Origin of the sequence: Enterobacter sp. JH25 (genome assembly GCF_021725435.1) — a bacterium.
Classification (GTDB): Bacteria; Pseudomonadota; Gammaproteobacteria; order Enterobacterales; family Enterobacteriaceae; genus Enterobacter; species Enterobacter intestinihominis.
Genome location: NZ_CP091319.1, coordinates 3,957,958 through 3,973,850 on the forward strand (window position 1 = coordinate 3,957,958; position 15,893 = coordinate 3,973,850).

17 protein-coding genes are annotated in these 15,893 nt (G+C 58.1%); 14 read left to right on the top strand and 3 right to left on the bottom strand.

Features of this window, described 5'->3' with window-relative positions; all coding sequences use genetic code 11:
• The first annotated feature begins 4 nt into the window (after positions 1–4).
• Positions 5–1,246, top strand: coding sequence for a multifunctional CCA addition/repair protein (locus tag L2Y28_RS18950; RefSeq protein ID WP_022649438.1), 1,242 nt, complete (start codon positions 5–7; stop codon positions 1,244–1,246).
• Positions 1,247–1,259: 13 nt separating this feature from the next.
• Here L2Y28_RS18950 and bacA read toward each other — a convergent pair whose 3' ends face one another.
• On the bottom strand, positions 1,260–2,081 hold the full coding sequence (bacA, locus tag L2Y28_RS18955) for an undecaprenyl-diphosphate phosphatase (protein ID WP_003862545.1): 822 nt from the start codon (positions 2,079–2,081) through the stop codon (positions 1,260–1,262).
• Between the two features lie 106 nt (positions 2,082–2,187).
• On the bottom strand, positions 2,188–2,556 hold the full coding sequence (gene folB / locus L2Y28_RS18960; RefSeq protein WP_022649439.1) for a bifunctional dihydroneopterin aldolase/7,8-dihydroneopterin epimerase: 369 nt from the start codon (positions 2,554–2,556) through the stop codon (positions 2,188–2,190).
• 107 nt (positions 2,557–2,663) lie between these two features.
• Between folB and plsY the strand changes: the two genes are divergently transcribed.
• From plsY to ureG, 10 genes are all read left to right on the top strand, one after another.
• Positions 2,664–3,278 carry a glycerol-3-phosphate 1-O-acyltransferase PlsY gene (plsY, locus tag L2Y28_RS18965; protein WP_022649440.1) on the top strand — a complete coding sequence of 205 codons (615 nt, stop codon included), beginning with the start codon at positions 2,664–2,666 and terminating at the stop codon, positions 3,276–3,278.
• Positions 3,279–3,369: 91 nt separating this feature from the next.
• Complete coding sequence (locus tag L2Y28_RS18970) at positions 3,370–4,836, top strand: MFS transporter (protein ID WP_022649441.1); 1,467 nt, start codon at positions 3,370–3,372, stop codon at positions 4,834–4,836.
• Between the two features lie 155 nt (positions 4,837–4,991).
• Positions 4,992–5,819 carry an urease accessory protein UreD gene (locus tag L2Y28_RS18975; protein WP_022649442.1) on the top strand — a complete coding sequence of 276 codons (828 nt, stop codon included), beginning with the start codon at positions 4,992–4,994 and terminating at the stop codon, positions 5,817–5,819.
• A gap of 10 nt (positions 5,820–5,829) precedes the next feature.
• Positions 5,830–6,132, top strand: coding sequence for an urease subunit gamma (locus L2Y28_RS18980; RefSeq protein WP_003862556.1), 303 nt, complete (start codon positions 5,830–5,832; stop codon positions 6,130–6,132).
• 10 nt (positions 6,133–6,142) lie between these two features.
• Positions 6,143–6,457: an urease subunit beta gene (locus tag L2Y28_RS18985; protein ID WP_022649443.1), complete on the top strand. Its 315-nt coding sequence runs from the start codon at positions 6,143–6,145 to the stop codon at positions 6,455–6,457.
• Positions 6,450–8,153 (top strand): urease subunit alpha, encoded by a 1,704-nt coding sequence (gene ureC / locus L2Y28_RS18990; protein ID WP_023306978.1) that lies wholly within the window; start codon positions 6,450–6,452, stop codon positions 8,151–8,153. Before L2Y28_RS18985 ends, ureC begins: the two co-directional genes overlap by 8 nt.
• A gap of 9 nt (positions 8,154–8,162) precedes the next feature.
• Positions 8,163–8,627, top strand: coding sequence for an urease accessory protein UreE (gene ureE, locus L2Y28_RS18995; protein ID WP_022649445.1), 465 nt, complete (start codon positions 8,163–8,165; stop codon positions 8,625–8,627).
• A 9-nt stretch (positions 8,628–8,636) separates the two neighbouring features.
• Positions 8,637–9,176, top strand: a complete 540-nt coding sequence (locus L2Y28_RS19000; RefSeq protein WP_022649446.1) for a HupE/UreJ family protein — start codon at positions 8,637–8,639, stop codon at positions 9,174–9,176.
• Positions 9,176–9,850, top strand: a complete 675-nt coding sequence (locus tag L2Y28_RS19005; RefSeq protein WP_022649447.1) for an urease accessory protein UreF — start codon at positions 9,176–9,178, stop codon at positions 9,848–9,850. The genes L2Y28_RS19000 and L2Y28_RS19005 overlap by 1 nt, the downstream gene beginning before the upstream one ends.
• A 9-nt stretch (positions 9,851–9,859) precedes the next feature.
• The gene (gene ureG, locus L2Y28_RS19010) at positions 9,860–10,477 is read left to right on the top strand and encodes an urease accessory protein UreG (RefSeq protein ID WP_022649448.1); all 618 of its coding nucleotides are present in this window, start codon (positions 9,860–9,862) and stop codon (positions 10,475–10,477) included.
• Positions 10,478–10,564: 87 nt separating this feature from the next.
• Here ureG and tsaD read toward each other — a convergent pair whose 3' ends face one another.
• Positions 10,565–11,578: a tRNA (adenosine(37)-N6)-threonylcarbamoyltransferase complex transferase subunit TsaD gene (gene tsaD / locus L2Y28_RS19015; RefSeq protein WP_022649449.1), complete on the bottom strand. Its 1,014-nt coding sequence runs from the start codon at positions 11,576–11,578 to the stop codon at positions 10,565–10,567.
• Positions 11,579–11,814: 236 nt separating this feature from the next.
• On the opposite strand from tsaD, the gene rpsU reads away from it, so the two are divergent.
• From rpsU to rpoD, 3 genes are all read left to right on the top strand, one after another.
• The gene (rpsU, locus tag L2Y28_RS19020) at positions 11,815–12,030 is read left to right on the top strand and encodes a 30S ribosomal protein S21 (RefSeq protein WP_001144069.1); all 216 of its coding nucleotides are present in this window, start codon (positions 11,815–11,817) and stop codon (positions 12,028–12,030) included.
• Between the two features lie 115 nt (positions 12,031–12,145).
• Entirely contained in the window at positions 12,146–13,891 is a 1,746-nt protein-coding gene (gene dnaG / locus L2Y28_RS19025) for a DNA primase (RefSeq protein WP_003862574.1), read from the top strand.
• A 153-nt stretch (positions 13,892–14,044) separates the two neighbouring features.
• A complete protein-coding gene (gene rpoD, locus L2Y28_RS19030) occupies positions 14,045–15,889 on the top strand; it encodes an RNA polymerase sigma factor RpoD (RefSeq protein ID WP_006812010.1) in 1,845 nt (614 codons plus the stop codon).
• The last annotated feature ends 4 nt before the right edge of the window (positions 15,890–15,893 follow it).

Sequence of the window (15,893 nt, forward strand, 5' to 3'; positions counted from 1 at the left end):
TGGCGTGAAGAGTTATCTGGTCGGTGGTGCGGTACGTGATGCGTTATTAGGTCTGCCGGTCAAAGATAAAGATTGGGTCGTGGTCGGTGCCACGCCCGAAGCGATGATTGACGCGGGCTACCAGCAGGTAGGCCGCGATTTTCCTGTGTTCCTCCATCCGAAAAGCCGCGAAGAGTACGCCCTGGCGCGTACCGAACGGAAATCGGGTTCCGGTTATACCGGCTTCACCTGCTATGCCGCGCCGGATGTCACGCTGGAGCAGGACTTACTGCGCCGCGATCTCACCATTAACGCCCTGGCGCAGGACGAAAACGGCCATATTATCGACGTCTACGGCGGCCAGAACGATCTGCGCGACCGTCTTTTACGCCATATTTCCCCCGCCTTTTCTGAAGATCCGTTACGCGTACTGCGCGTGGCGCGTTTTGCCGCCCGTTATGCCCATCTCAGCTTCCGCATCGCCGACGAGACGATGGCGCTGATGACGGCCATGACCGACGCGGGCGAGCTGGAACATCTGACGCCAGAACGCGTCTGGAAAGAGACCGAAAACGCCCTGACTACCCGCAATCCACAGGTCTTTTTCCAGGTTCTGCGCGACTGCGGGGCGCTGAAAGTGCTGTTCCCGGAAATAGACGCGCTGTTTGGCGTGCCCGCCCCGGCGAAATGGCACCCGGAAATTGATACCGGCATTCACACCCTGATGACGCTGAGCATGGCCGCCATGCTCAGCCCGGAGGTGGACGTGCGCTTTTCTACCCTCTGCCATGACCTCGGCAAAGGGTTAACGCCAAAGGAGTTGTGGCCACGCCACCACGGGCACGGTCCGGCTGGCGTGAAGCTGGTTGAAGGGCTTTGCCAGCGCCTGCGCGTGCCGAATGACATTCGCGATCTGGCAAAACTGGTGGCCGAGTTTCACGACCTGATCCACACCTTCCCGATCCTGAAACCCGCCACCATCGTCAGGCTGTTCGATAACATCGACGCCTGGCGCAAGCCGCAGCGCGTGGAGCAAATTGCGCTGACCAGCGAAGCGGACGTGCGCGGCCGTACCGGGTTTGAAGCGTCCGATTATCCGCAGGGTCGTTTGCTGCGCGAGGCGTGGGAAATCGCAAAAGCAGTGCCAACGAAAGAGGTGGTGGAGGCAGGGTTTAAAGGCCCGGAGATCCGCGAAGAGCTGACGAAACGGCGGATTGATGCGGTTGCGGCGTGGAAGGAAAAACGTTGCCCTCAGCCGAAAGACTGAGGGCGGTCGGTCATCAGAAGAAGACCACGTACACGGCAGCCGCGACGATAAAGCGGTAGATCGCGAACGGAATAAACGAGATACGCTTAATCAGTTGCAGGAAGGTTTTGATGGCAATCAGCGCCACGATAAAGGCGGTGATAAAGCCCACGGCGAACATCGGAATGTCGCCTACGGTCAGGAAGCCGATGCTTTTGTAGAGATCCAGTGCGGTGGCGCCCATCATCATCGGTACCGCCAGCAGGAACGAGAACTCAGACGCCGCGTAACGGCTCACGCCCATCAGCATCCCGCCGGAAATGGTTGCCCCTGAACGGGAGAAGCCCGGCCACAGCGCCAGACACTGGAAGCAGCCAATCATAAACGCCTGGCGATACGTCATATCGTCCAGACCTTCTGCACGCGGGGTTTTTGGCTTCAGCACTTCGGCGGCAATCAGCAGGAAGCCGCCGACAACCAGCGCGTACATCACGTTAATCGGGTTGAAAAGCGATTTTATGGTGTCATGGAACACCAGCCCCAGCACCACCGCCGGGATCATCCCCAGCAGAATATGAATCAGCGTCAGGCGCCCCTTGCCCTCTCCTTCACGCTGCGGTAGACGCCCGAAGTGGATGCCGATCAGACCAAACAGACGACGCCAGAACATGACGACCACCGCCAGAATAGAGCCCAGCTGAATCACCACCTCAAACGTCTTTGCGGTATCGCCTTCAAAGCCCAGGAGATGGCCAACGATAATCATATGGCCCGTACTGGACACCGGCAAAAACTCCGTCAATCCTTCGACCACACCCAGAATTGCCGCCACCAGCAGCGAGTGCATATCGCTCATCTATAAACCCCTAAAAAGATATAAAAAAACGGTGTCCCACGCGGACAACCGTGAAAGATACAGCTTTAAGACCGATATAACCTAAAATGGTTTAGCAATTATGACGTTAAATCTTTCCTTTCAGATTTGTGCCACGCTCGATAATCACGCCCACATTGGCGGCGCGCGCCACCGCTCCCGGCTTGCTTAGTTTGATGCGCACCCACGGGGAGTTAAATTTGCTCAGTAGCAGGTCCGCTACCTCTTCCGCCACGCGTTCCACCAGCGCAAATCGTTGCCCTTCCACGTGGCCAACTACCGCTTCACTGATGTCGGCGTAGCTCAGACAGTCATTCACATCATCGCTTTTTGCTGACTTGCGGTTATCCCAGCCCATTTCGATATCGAACACCAGTTTCTGCTCGATGGTCTGTTCCCAGTCGTAAACACCAATTGTGGTGATTACCGAAAGTTGCTCTATAAATACAATATCCATCACGACCTGCCTGCTTTTTGGCTAAACCGGATACCACTTCCGGCGAATTATGCGTATTATCCACAGATGCTGAGAATACAGATACATTTTCAAAACGGAACAGCGTTATGAGTGCAATCGCGCCTGGAATGATTATCCTCGCCTACCTTTGCGGCTCAATCTCCAGCGCCATTCTGGTCTGCCGCATCGCCGGGTTGCCTGACCCGCGTGAAAGTGGTTCCGGAAATCCGGGGGCGACCAATGTACTACGAATTGGCGGCAAGGGAGCAGCCGTAGCGGTTTTGATTTTTGATGTTCTGAAAGGAATGCTCCCCGTCTGGGGTGCGTATGCGCTGGGCGTCACACCCTTCTGGCTGGGGCTGATTGCTATCGCCGCCTGCGTCGGCCATATCTGGCCCGTTTTCTTTGGTTTTAAAGGCGGTAAAGGCGTTGCAACCGCGTTTGGCGCGATTGCGCCGATCGGCTGGGATCTCACTGGCGTGATGGCGGGCACCTGGCTGCTGACCATCCTGCTGAGCGGCTATTCATCGCTGGGCGCCATCGTCAGCGCGCTGATCGCTCCGTTTTATGTCTGGTGGTTCAAACCGCAGTTTACCTTCCCGGTATCGATGCTCTCGTGCCTGATCCTGCTGCGTCATCATGACAACATTCAGCGCCTGTGGCGTCGCCAGGAAACCAAAATCTGGACGAAGCTCAAGCGTAAAAAGAAAGACGCTCAGTAAACCGTTCGTTATGCCTTATAACCAAATGTGATTTTTGTCCCCTTCTGCCTGTGGTAACTGTTAGGTACACAACACAACCACATAAAAGAAAATGGCAGAAATCACAGACACAACTCCCCTCCCAACGGCAGGAAACACCCCGGATGGCGACATCAAGTGGGTACGCAGCGCATCGGACGTTTCACGTCTCGTTAATGACGGCTCTCAGGGCCGGGCCAATGCCCGCATCGTGGTCGGTATCGCGCTCGGGGGAATTTTTCTCGATGCCTACGATCTCGGCGCGCTGGCATTTGGCATCAAAGACATCACCCGCGAATTTAACCTGACGCCCGCTGGTACCGGCATGGTGGCTTCAGCCATTACCCTTGGTGCCATTGTCGGGGCGCTGCTTGGCGGCTATCTTACGGATAAAATCGGGCGCTACCGCGTCTTTATGGCCGACATGGTGTTCTTTGTCGTCGCCGCCATCGCCTGTGCGCTGGCTCCGAACGAATATGTGCTGGCGGGCGCGCGCTTTGTGATGGGTCTTGGCGTCGGGATCGACCTTCCCGTGGCGATGGCGTTTCTCAGCGAGTTCGCCAGGCTGAAAGGCCCGGGGAATAAAGCCTCCAGCGTGGCAATGTGGTGCCCCACCTGGTATGCGGCCATCAGCATCTCTTATCTTCTGGTGCTCTTCTTCTACGCCGTGCTGCCGGAAGGCCACAGCGACTGGCTCTGGCGTCTGATCCTTGGCTTCGGCGCGGTGCCCGCGCTGGTGATTATCGCCATCCGCAGCCGCTATATGAGCGAATCCCCGGTCTGGGCGGCGAATCAGGGCAATCTGAAGGAGGCGGCGTCCATCCTGCGACAGTCGTACAACATTAATGCCCACGTGCCGCAGGATGCGCTTGACCAGCCCGCGCCGGTGGTCAATAAGGCAAAATGGTCGAACTACCTGAATCTGTTCCGCGGTATCTACCTGCGGCGTACCACGCTCGCCACGCTGCTGTCGGTTGTCTCCTCGTTCGCCTATAACGCCGTAGCCTTTGGCCTGCCGGTGATCATCTCCAGCTTCTTTGTTCAGTCGATGCTGACCACCATTCTGATCTCGCTGGCGCTTAACCTGCTGTTTGCGTTTGTCGGCGGGCTGCTGGCAGTGCGCTATGTTCCGCGCTTCGGCGCGTGGCGGATGTCACTGGCGGGTTACGCCTGCCAGCTGGTGGCGCTGCTCGGTCTGGCGCTGATTGGCCGCCCTGACGGGGCCACGGAAGGCGTGGTCGCCGTCGCGATGCTGGCGCTGTTCCTGTTTGGCCAGGGTTTTGGTCCAGGTGCGCACACCATGACGTTTGCCTCCCTGAGCTACCCGACCTCGCTGCGCGGCGTGGGCGTGGGGCTTAACCAGACGCTGATGCGCAGCAGTTCAACGCTGTCACTGTTTCTGTTCCCGCTACTGGTCGCATCGCTGGATACCGCCGTGTTCTGGGTGATTGCGCTGGCGCCGTTTATCGGCCTGGTATCGCTGCTGGCGATCCGCTGGGAGCCGTCGGGGTATGATGTGGATGCAGAGGATTATCGCTAGCCTTTCTTGCCGGGTGTCGCTGCGCTTACCCGGCCTACACTACTGAAACCGGCTCACATGAGCCGGTTTTTTATCCATAAGCGACTCATATGACAGCCTTCATTTCCGCCAGGGCATACTGAAACGTACCCCGATAGTGTGGAAATGGAAGCACCATGTTAGCAACTCAGGTCACTGATAATTCATACAAAGGCTGGCAGGCCACGCTTGCCCTCCAGTTTTGTTATACCCCTGAGAAAACCCTCCTCCATTCCGCGCGTCACACCGGGCCGCTCACCGTTCAGCGCCCGTTTTATCCCGAAGGGGAAACCTGTCACCTTTACCTGCTGCATCCACCAGGCGGGATTGTGGGCGGGGATACGCTGGATATTTCCGTACGGCTCGACGCCAAAAGCCATGCCCTCATCACCATGCCCGGCGCCAGCAAGTTCTATCGCAGCAGCGGCCCGCAGGCCTGTCTGAATCAGCATTTTTACCTCGACGAAGAGGCCACGCTGGAGTGGCTGCCGCAGGACACCATAATTTTCCCCGGCGCTAACGCCGCGCTGCGTTCCGTCTTCCATCTTAAGGCCACCAGCACGCTGCTGGCGTGGGAGCTGTACTGTCTGGGCCGTCCGGTGATAAACGAATCCTTCAGCCACGGCACGCTGGAGAGCCGCCTTGAGGTGTGGGTGGATGGCGAGCCGCGTCTGATTGAGCGACTGCATCTTAACGATGGCGATCTGTCGCCCGTCGCAGGCCATCCGTGGGTCGGCACGCTGCTGTTCTACCCGGCCCGGGAAGCTCATCTTGATACAGTGCGCGAGCGGCTCGCCCCGCTGGAAAACTTTGGCGGGGCGACGCTCACCGACGACCTGCTGTCGGTGCGTTTTCTCTCCCACGACAACCTCATTTGCCAGCGGGTGATGCGCGATATCTGGCAGTCGCTTCGCCCGCTTTTAACCCCCAAAACCGCCTGTTCGCCGCGTATCTGGCAGACATAAGAGAAACGCTATGGAACTGACTCCCAGAGAAAAAGACAAGCTGTTGCTGTTCACCGCCGCGCTGGTTGCCGAACGCCGCCTCGCGCGCGGGGTAAAGCTCAACTACCCGGAATCGGTCGCGCTGATCAGCGCCTTTATTATGGAAGGCGCGCGCGATGGCGAAACCGTCGCCTCGCTGATGGAAGCCGGCCGCCACGTCCTGACGCGCGATCAGGTGATGGAGGGCGTGCCGGAGATGATCCCGGATATACAGGTGGAAGCCACCTTCCCGGACGGATCCAAGCTCGTCACCGTCCACAATCCGATCGTGTAAGGAGCGCGTGATGATCCCAGGCGAATACCGGATCCAGTCCGGCAACATTGCGCTCAACGTCGGGCGCGAAACCCGAAGTGTGATCGTGGAAAACCACGGCGACAGGCCGATCCAGGTCGGCTCGCATTACCACTTTTACGAGGTCAACCCGGCGTTGAAATTCGATCGCGAAGCCACCCGAGGCTACCGACTCAACATCCCGGCCGGTACTGCCGTGCGCTTCGAACCCGGCCAGAAGCGGGAAGTGGCGCTGGTGCAGGTGACGGGCGCGCAGCGCATTTTTGGTTTTCGCGGCGAGGTCATGGGCGAGGTGAAACATGGCTGAGATTTCACGCCAGGCGTATGCCGATATGTTCGGCCCCACTACCGGGGATAAAGTGCGGCTGGCCGACAGCGAGCTGTGGATCGAAGTGGAGGACGATCTCACGATCTACGGCGAAGAGGTTAAATTCGGCGGCGGAAAAGTGATCCGCGACGGCATGGGACAGGGGCAGATGACCGCCGACGACTGCGTGGATCTGGTGCTCACCAACGCGCTGATTGTCGATCACTGGGGGATTGTGAAAGCGGATATCGGCATAAAAGATGGGCGGATCTTCGCCGTCGGCAAAGCCGGAAACCCGGACATTCAGCCCGGCGTGACGATCCCGATTGGCGCGGCAACGGAAGTGATCGCCGCCGAAGGGAAGATCGTCACCCCTGGCGGGATCGACACCCACATCCACTGGATCTGTCCGCAGCAGGCGGAAGAGGCGCTGGTCTCTGGCGTCACCACCATGATCGGCGGCGGCACCGGCCCTGCGGCAGGTACAAACGCCACCACCTGCACGCCGGGGCCGTGGTATATCGCCCGCATGCTGCAGGCCGCCGATACGCTGCCGGTGAATATTGGCCTGCTGGGCAAAGGGAACGGTTCAAACCCGGACGCGCTGCGCGAGCAGATCGCGGCTGGCGCTATCGGGCTTAAGATCCACGAAGACTGGGGCGCGACGCCTGCGGCAATCAACTGCTCGCTGGAGGTCGCTGAAGAGATGGATATTCAGGTGGCGCTGCACAGCGACACGCTGAACGAGTCCGGTTTTGTCGAAGACACGCTGGCTGCCATCGCCGGGCGCACCATCCACACCTTCCACACCGAAGGGGCGGGCGGCGGCCATGCGCCGGATATCATCACCGCCTGCGCGCACCCGAATATTTTGCCCTCCTCCACCAACCCGACGCTGCCCTACACGGTGAATACCATCGACGAGCACCTGGACATGCTGATGGTCTGTCACCATCTCGACCCGGATATCGCCGAGGACGTGGCGTTTGCGGAATCCCGTATTCGTCGGGAAACCATCGCCGCCGAAGACGTGCTGCACGATATCGGCGCGTTCTCGCTCACCTCGTCAGATTCACAGGCCATGGGCCGCGTGGGGGAAGTGATTATCCGCACCTGGCAGGTGGCGCACCGCATGAAGGTGCAGCGCGGCGCACTGCCGGAAGAGACCGGCGAGAACGACAACTTCCGCGTGAAGCGCTATGTCGCCAAATACACCATTAATCCGGCTCTTACCCACGGCATCGCCCATGAGGTCGGTTCTATTGAGGCGGGCAAGCTGGCGGATCTGGTGGTCTGGTCCCCCGCTTTCTTTGGCGTCAAACCGGCCACCATCGTCAAAGGCGGGATGATCGCCTGCGCGCCGATGGGCGACATCAACGCCTCGATCCCCACGCCGCAGCCAGTGCATTACCGCCCGATGTTTGGTGCACTTGGTGCCGCACGCCACGCCACGCGGCTGACGTTTGTCTCGCAGGCCGCTGATGCCAGCGGCATTCCACAGCGGCTCGGATTGCAAAGCGCCACTGCGGTGGTGAAAGGCTGCCGGACGGTGAAAAAGGCCGACATGATCCACAACGATTTACAGCCGAATATCACCGTTGACTCGCAAACCTATGAGGTTCGCGTCGACGGCGAATTGATCACCAGCGAACCGGCAGAAGTTTTGCCGATGGCGCAACGCTATTTTCTGTTTTGAGGAGTGATGATGATTTATTTAACCCAACGCCTGGACCACGCGCACCCCGTCACCGCCAGCGTTACGCTGCCGATTGACGTGCGGGTAAAAAGCCGCGCCCGCGTGGCGCTGAACGACGGCCGCGAAGCCGGGCTAATGCTGCCGCGCGGCCTGCTGCTGCGTGGGGGCGACCTGCTGACTACCGACGACGGCAGCGAAGTGATCGAAGTGATCGCCGCCCCGGAGTCGGTTTCCGTGGTGCGCTGCGCCGACCCGTTCCTGCTCGCCCGCGCCTGTTATCACCTGGGCAACCGCCACGTACCGCTGCAAATCATGCCCGGCGAACTGCGCTACCACCACGATCACGTTCTCGACGACATGCTACGTCAGTTCGGGCTGGAGGTGGCCTTCGCCAGCCTGCCCTTTGAACCGGAAGCGGGCGCTTACACCAGCGATGCCCACAGCCATGGTCACTCCCACGCTCATTCACATTAAGGACTCATCATGCGTAAGTATTTACCGCTGTTTCTGCTGGCCTTTTCCGTTCCGGCGTTTGCCCATCCCGGTCACGGGACCGACAGCTTTCAGGCAGGTTTTCTCCATCCGCTGACCGGGCTGGATCACCTGCTGATGCTGACGGGGGCTGGCGTGCTGTCCGCCCTGAGCGGCCGCAAGCTGCTGCTGCCGTTAGCAACGCTCGGCATGATGCTGGCTGGCGCCGTTGCGGGCAGCCTGCTCGGCGGCTTTAGCGGCATGGAGATGCTGATTATCGCCTCGCTGGCGGTCTGCGGCGTGATGATGTTTAAGACTGAAAATCGCCTGCTGCTGGCAGTGCCAGCCCTGGCGATGTTCCATGGCTGGGCGCACGGCGTGGAGATGTCCGGCCACAGCTTCTGGCTCTTTACCAGCGGATTTATGTTAGCCAGTGCCACGGTGCTGTGCGCCAGCTTCGCGGCAGGGCTGCTGCTGCGCCGTCACGACGGCCTGCGTAAAACCTTCGGCGGCGGGCTGATCGTCTCTGCCCTGCTGGCGCTGATGAGCTGATGGAGCACGCCCGCCAGCGGCTGCGCCTGATGCAGCTCTCCAGCAGTAGCCTGCCGGTCGGATCGTATACCTGGTCACAGGGGCTGGAGTGGGCTGTCGAGGCCGAGTGGATCACGGACGCTGAGGCCTTCAGGCGCTGGCAGATCCAGCAGATGGAGCAGAGCTTTTTCTGCGTCGACCTGCCGCTGTTTATCCGCCTGTACTGTGCCTGCGAGCAGCAGGACGTCGCGGCAGCAAAACGCTGGACGGCATACCTGCTCGCCTGTCGGGAAACGCGCGAACTGCGCGAGGAAGAACGCAACCGCGGCGCAGCCTTTACGCGCCTGGTTAAAAGCTGGGAACCCGCCTGCCCGCCAGAATGGCTGCCGCTGTTGATGCAGAGCCAGCTCGGCGGTATGGCGTGGCTCGGCGTGCGCTGGGGCATTAGCGCGCGCGAGCTGGCGCTGAGCCTCGGCTACAGCTGGATTGAGAGCGCGGTGATGGCGGGCGTCAAGCTGGTGCCGTTTGGGCAGCAGGCCGCACAACAGCTGATTATCGACCTGAGCGACCATTTTGCCGCCGGGTTTGAACAGGCATTTTTACGTGGCGACGACGCGCTGGGGGCAGCTACGCCGCTGTCCGCCATCGCCTCCGCACGCCACGAAACCCAATATTCACGACTATTCCGTTCCTGAGGAGTCAATATGGCTGATTACAAACATCCCCTGCGCGTTGGCGTGGGCGGCCCGGTAGGGTCGGGCAAAACCGCCCTGCTGGAAGCGCTCTGCAAGGCGATGCGCGACACCTATCATCTTGCGGTGGTGACTAACGATATCTACACCAAAGAGGATCAGCGCATCCTGACCGAGGCGGGTGCGCTTGAGCCAGAGCGCATCGTAGGGGTGGAAACGGGCGGCTGTCCGCACACCGCCATCCGCGAAGATGCCTCAATGAACCTGGCAGCGGTGGAAGCCTTGAGCGAGAAGTTCGGCAATCTGGATATGATCTTCGTCGAAAGCGGCGGGGATAACCTGAGCGCGACCTTCAGCCCGGAGCTGGCGGACCTCACCATCTACGTGATCGACGTGGCCGAGGGGGAAAAAATCCCGCGCAAAGGCGGGCCGGGGATCACCAAATCCGATTTTCTGGTGATCAATAAAACCGACCTCGCGCCGTACGTGGGGGCGTCGCTGGAGGTAATGGAGCGCGACACTAATCGCATGCGCGGCGAGCGTCCGTGGACCTTTACCAACCTGAAGGCGGGTGACGGGCTGGCGACGATCATTGCGTTTCTGGAAGAGAAAGGGATGCTGCGGATGTAGTGCGGTTTATTGCCGGGTGGCGGCTTCGCCTGACCCGGCCTACGATTTTTGCAGACCCGGTAAGCGCAGCGCCACCGGGCAAAAGACTTACGCCTCAGGCAGCTCCGCCAGCGGCCAGCGCGGACGCACGGACACGCTCAGGTCAGCCGTGGCGCCAGCGTTCAGGCGCACCATCCCGGCGTAGGCGATCATCGCCCCGTTATCGGTACAAAATTCCGGACGCGCGTAGAACACTTCCCCACGACGCTTTTGCATCATTTCGGCAAGCTTCGCGCGCAGCGTACGGTTGGCGCTCACGCCACCGGCCATCACCAGGCGCTTAAAGCCCGTCTGATCCAGCGCACGCTTGCACTTGATCATCAGCGTATCCACCACCGCATCTTCGAACGCGCGGGCGATGTCGGCACGCGTCTGCTCGCTGTCGTCGTTATTGCGAATGGTGTTCGCCGCGAAGGTTTTCAGACCGGAGAAACTAAAATCCAGCCCCGGACGATCGGTCATCGGACGCGGGAAGACAAAGCGCCCTTCCGTTCCCTGCGCGGCCATTTTCGACAGCATCGGGCCGCCAGGATAATCCAGGCCCAGCAGCTTGGCGGTTTTGTCGAAGGCTTCACCGGCCGCGTCGTCGATCGATTCGCCCAGCAGCTCATACTTGCCAATGCCCGTTACGCTAATCAGCTGCGTATGACCGCCGGAGACCAGCAGCGCCACAAACGGGAACGCTGGCGGATTGGCTTCCAGCATCGGAGCCAGAAGATGTCCTTCCATATGGTGAACCGGAATGGCCGGAACGTCCCACGCGAAGGCCAGCGAACGCCCTACCGTTGCGCCGACCAGCAGCGCGCCAACCAGGCCCGGTCCTGCAGTATAGGCCACGGCATCAATATCTTTTGCACTTAACCCGGCCTCTTTCAGTGCCGCCTGAATCAGGGGAACCGTTTTACGCACGTGGTCACGAGAGGCCAGTTCAGGCACGACGCCGCCGTAGTCAGCGTGCAATTTCACCTGACTATACAGTTGGTTGGCCAGAAGCCCTTTTTCGTCGTCGTAAATCGCGATGCCGGTTTCATCGCAGGATGTTTCAATACCCAGTACACGCATGACTTGTTTTACCTCGTTTCAATACCGCGCAGTGTAGAGCCTGGGCGGGTTGATGTAAAACTTTGTTCGCCCCAGGAAGAAGCCTCGTGTATACTCTTCCCCCTTATAAAAGTCCCTTTCAAAATCGCATCGGTGCTTTACAAAGCAGCAGCATTTGCAGTAAAATTCCGCACCATTTTGAAATAAGCTGGCGTTGATGCCAGCGGCAAACCGAATTTATTAAAGGTGAGAGTTACATGCCGGTAATTAAAGTACGTGAAAACGAGCCGTTCGACGTAGCACTGCGTCGCTTCAAACGTTCATGCGAGAAAGCAGGTGTTCTGGCTGAAGTTCGTCGTCGTGAGTTTTATGAAAAACCAACGACCGAACGTAAGCGCGCTAAAGCTTCCGCTGTGAAACGTCACGCGAAGAAACTGGCTCGCGAAAACGCACGCCGTACTCGTCTGTACTAATCTGTTGAGGGCCACAGCCCTCAATTGACAGACAGAGTTGTAGTCGTAAGGCCGTGCTTCCGGAAGGAATGCGCGGCTTGTTTTCGTTTATAAGTCGCTTAAATTTTTGGGGCATATGGCCGGAAGAATCCCACGCGTTTTCATCAATGACCTGCTTGCCAGAACCGACATCGTCGATCTCATCGACGCGCGGGTGAAGCTAAAAAAGCAGGGCAAGAACTACCATGCGTGCTGTCCGTTCCATAACGAAAAAACCCCCTCTTTCACCGTAAACGGTGAAAAGCAGTTCTACCATTGCTTCGGCTGTGGCGCACACGGTAATGCCGTCGATTTTTTGATGAACTACGACAAGCTCGAGTTCGTTGAAACCGTCGAAGAGCTGGCGGCGATGCATAACCTTGAAGTGCCGTATGAAGCAGGCAGTGGGCCAAGTCAGATCGAGCGCCATCAGCGGCAAACGCTATATCAGTTGATGGATGGCCTGAATTCGTTTTACCAACAGTCTCTTAAGCACTCTGCGGCTGAGCCTGCGCGTCAGTATCTGAACAAGCGCGGACTGAGCGACGATGTGATTGCGCGTTTCGCTATTGGTTACGCCCCGCCCGGCTGGGACAACGTGTTAAAGCGTTTTGGCGGCAATAGCGAAGATCGTAAATCCCTCATCGACGCAGGCATGCTGGTCACCAACGACCAGGGACGAAGCTACGACCGCTTCCGTGAACGGGTGATGTTCCCGATCCGCGACAAGCGTGGCCGGGTGATAGGTTTTGGTGGTCGCGTGCTGGGTGATGCCCTGCCGAAATACCTTAACTCCCCGGAAACCGATATTTTCCATAAGGGCCGCCAGCTTTACGGTCTTTATGAGGCACAGCAGGATAATGCGGAACCTCCGCGTCTTCTGGTCGTCGAAGGCTATATGGATGTTGTTGCGCTGGCGCAGTACGACATTAACTATGCCGTTGCGTCGCTGGGAACGTCCACCACGGCGGACCATATCCAGTTGCTGTTCCGCGTCACCAACAACGTGATTTGCTGTTACGACGGTGACCGCGCAGGACGCGACGCCGCCTGGCGAGCGCTGGAAACCGCGTTGCCGTATATGACCGACGGGCGTCAGCTACGCTTTATGTTCCTGCCCGACGGTGAAGACCCGGATACGCTGGTGCGTAAAGAGGGCAAAGCGGCATTTGAAGCGCGGATGGAGCAGGCTCAGCCGCTCTCTACGTTTCTGTTTAACAGCCTGATGCCGCAGGTGGATTTGAGTACCCCTGACGGGCGCGCGCAGCTCAGCACGCTGGCGTTGCCGTTAATCAGCCAGGTGCCCGGCGAAACGCTGCGCATCTATCTGCGTCAGGAGTTAGGCAACAAGCTCGGCATTCTGGATGACAGCCAGCTTGAACGTTTAATGCCTAAACAGGCTGAAAACGGCACGGTACGCCCCGCGCCTCAGCTAAAACGCACAACCATGCGTATACTGATAGGGTTGCTGGTGCAAAACCCCGAACTTGCTCCGCAAGTGCCGTCACTGGCGGGTTTGAACCACGAAAAATTGCCCGGACTTGGCTTATTTTCAGAATTGGTCAACACTTGTTTGTCGCAGCCAGGTCTGACCACCGGACAACTTTTAGAGCATTATCGCGGCACAAAAGAGGCCGCTACCCTTGAAAAACTGTCGATGTGGGACGATATAGCAGATAAGGATATCGCAGAAAAAACGTTCACCGACTCACTCAACCATATGTTTGATTCGATGCTTGAGTTGCGCCAGGAAGAGTTGATAGCTCGCGAGCGCACCCATGGCTTAAGCAGCGAAGAACGCCGGGAGCTCTGGATGATTAACCAGGAACTGGCGAAGAAATAAAAAATTTAACGGCTTAAGTGCCGAATATCGATCGGGAAGCCCCCGGCAGCCGCACTGAGAGGCAGCGGCAAAAATATAAGTACGCCCTCGCTTTAAAGGTTGGCAGCCCTATCGCCGACACCAATCAAACGAATTAAGTGTGGATACCGTCTTATGGAGCAAAACCCGCAGTCACAGCTGAAACTTCTTGTCCAACGCGGTAAGGAGCAAGGCTATCTGACCTATGCCGAGGTCAATGACCATCTGCCGGAAGATATCGTCGATTCAGATCAGATCGAAGATATCATCCAAATGATCAATGACATGGGCATTCAGGTGATGGAAGAAGCACCGGATGCCGATGATCTGTTGCTGGCTGAAACCTCCAACAACACTGACGAAGATGCGGAAGAAGCTGCTGCACAGGTACTGTCCAGCGTGGAATCTGAAATCGGGCGTACCACTGACCCGGTCCGCATGTACATGCGTGAAATGGGTACCGTTGAACTGTTGACCCGCGAAGGCGAAATTGACATCGCAAAACGCATCGAAGACGGGATCAACCAGGTTCAGTGCTCTGTTGCCGAATACCCGGAAGCGATTACCTATCTGCTGGAGCAGTACGATCGCGTTGAAGCGGAAGAAGCGCGTCTGTCCGATCTGATCACTGGCTTTGTCGACCCGAACGCTGAAGAAGATATGGCGCCAACCGCCACTCACGTCGGTTCTGAGCTGTCTCAGGAAGAGATGGATGACGACGAAGACGAAGATGAAGAAGAAGACGACGACAGCAGCGACGACGACAACAGCATCGACCCTGAACTGGCGCGCGAGAAGTTTGCCGAGCTGCGTACTCAGTACGAAGTGACGCGTGACACCATCAAAGCGAAAGGCCGCAGCCATGCTGCCGCTCAGGAAGAGATCCTGAAGCTGTCGGAAGTGTTCAAACAGTTCCGCCTGGTGCCAAAACAGTTCGACTACCTGGTGAACAGCATGCGCGTGATGATGGATCGCGTACGTACCCAGGAACGTATCATCATGAAGCTGTGTGTTGAACAGTGCAAAATGCCGAAGAAGAATTTCATCACCCTCTTCACCGGCAATGAAACCAGCGAAACCTGGTTCAACGCCGCTATCGCGATGAACAAGCCGTGGTCTGAAAAGCTGCACGACGTGAAAGAAGACGTACAGCGCGGCCTGCAAAAGCTGCATCAGATTGAAGAAGAGACCGGCCTGACCATCGAGCAGGTGAAAGACATCAACCGTCGTATGTCTATCGGTGAAGCGAAAGCCCGCCGTGCTAAGAAAGAGATGGTTGAAGCGAACTTACGTCTGGTTATCTCTATCGCCAAGAAATACACCAACCGTGGCCTGCAGTTCCTGGATCTGATTCAGGAAGGCAACATCGGTCTGATGAAAGCGGTAGATAAGTTTGAATACCGTCGTGGTTACAAGTTCTCCACCTATGCTACCTGGTGGATCCGTCAGGCGATCACCCGCTCTATCGCAGACCAGGCGCGCACCATCCGTATTCCGGTGCATATGATTGAGACCATCAACAAACTCAACCGTATCTCTCGCCAGATGTTGCAGGAGATGGGCCGCGAGCCGACGCCGGAAGAGCTGGCTGAACGCATGCTGATGCCGGAAGACAAGATCCGTAAAGTGCTGAAAATCGCTAAAGAGCCAATCTCCATGGAAACGCCAATCGGTGATGATGAAGATTCGCATCTGGGTGATTTCATCGAGGATACTACCCTCGAGCTGCCGCTGGACTCTGCCACCACCGAGAGCCTGCGTGCCGCTACGCACGACGTGCTGGCTGGCCTGACCGCCCGTGAAGCGAAAGTGCTGCGTATGCGTTTCGGTATCGATATGAACACCGACCACACGCTGGAAGAAGTGGGTAAACAGTTTGACGTGACCCGCGAACGTATCCGTCAGATCGAAGCGAAGGCGCTGCGTAAGCTGCGCCATCCGAGCCGCTCTGAAGTACTGCGTAGCTTCCTGGACGATTAATCGG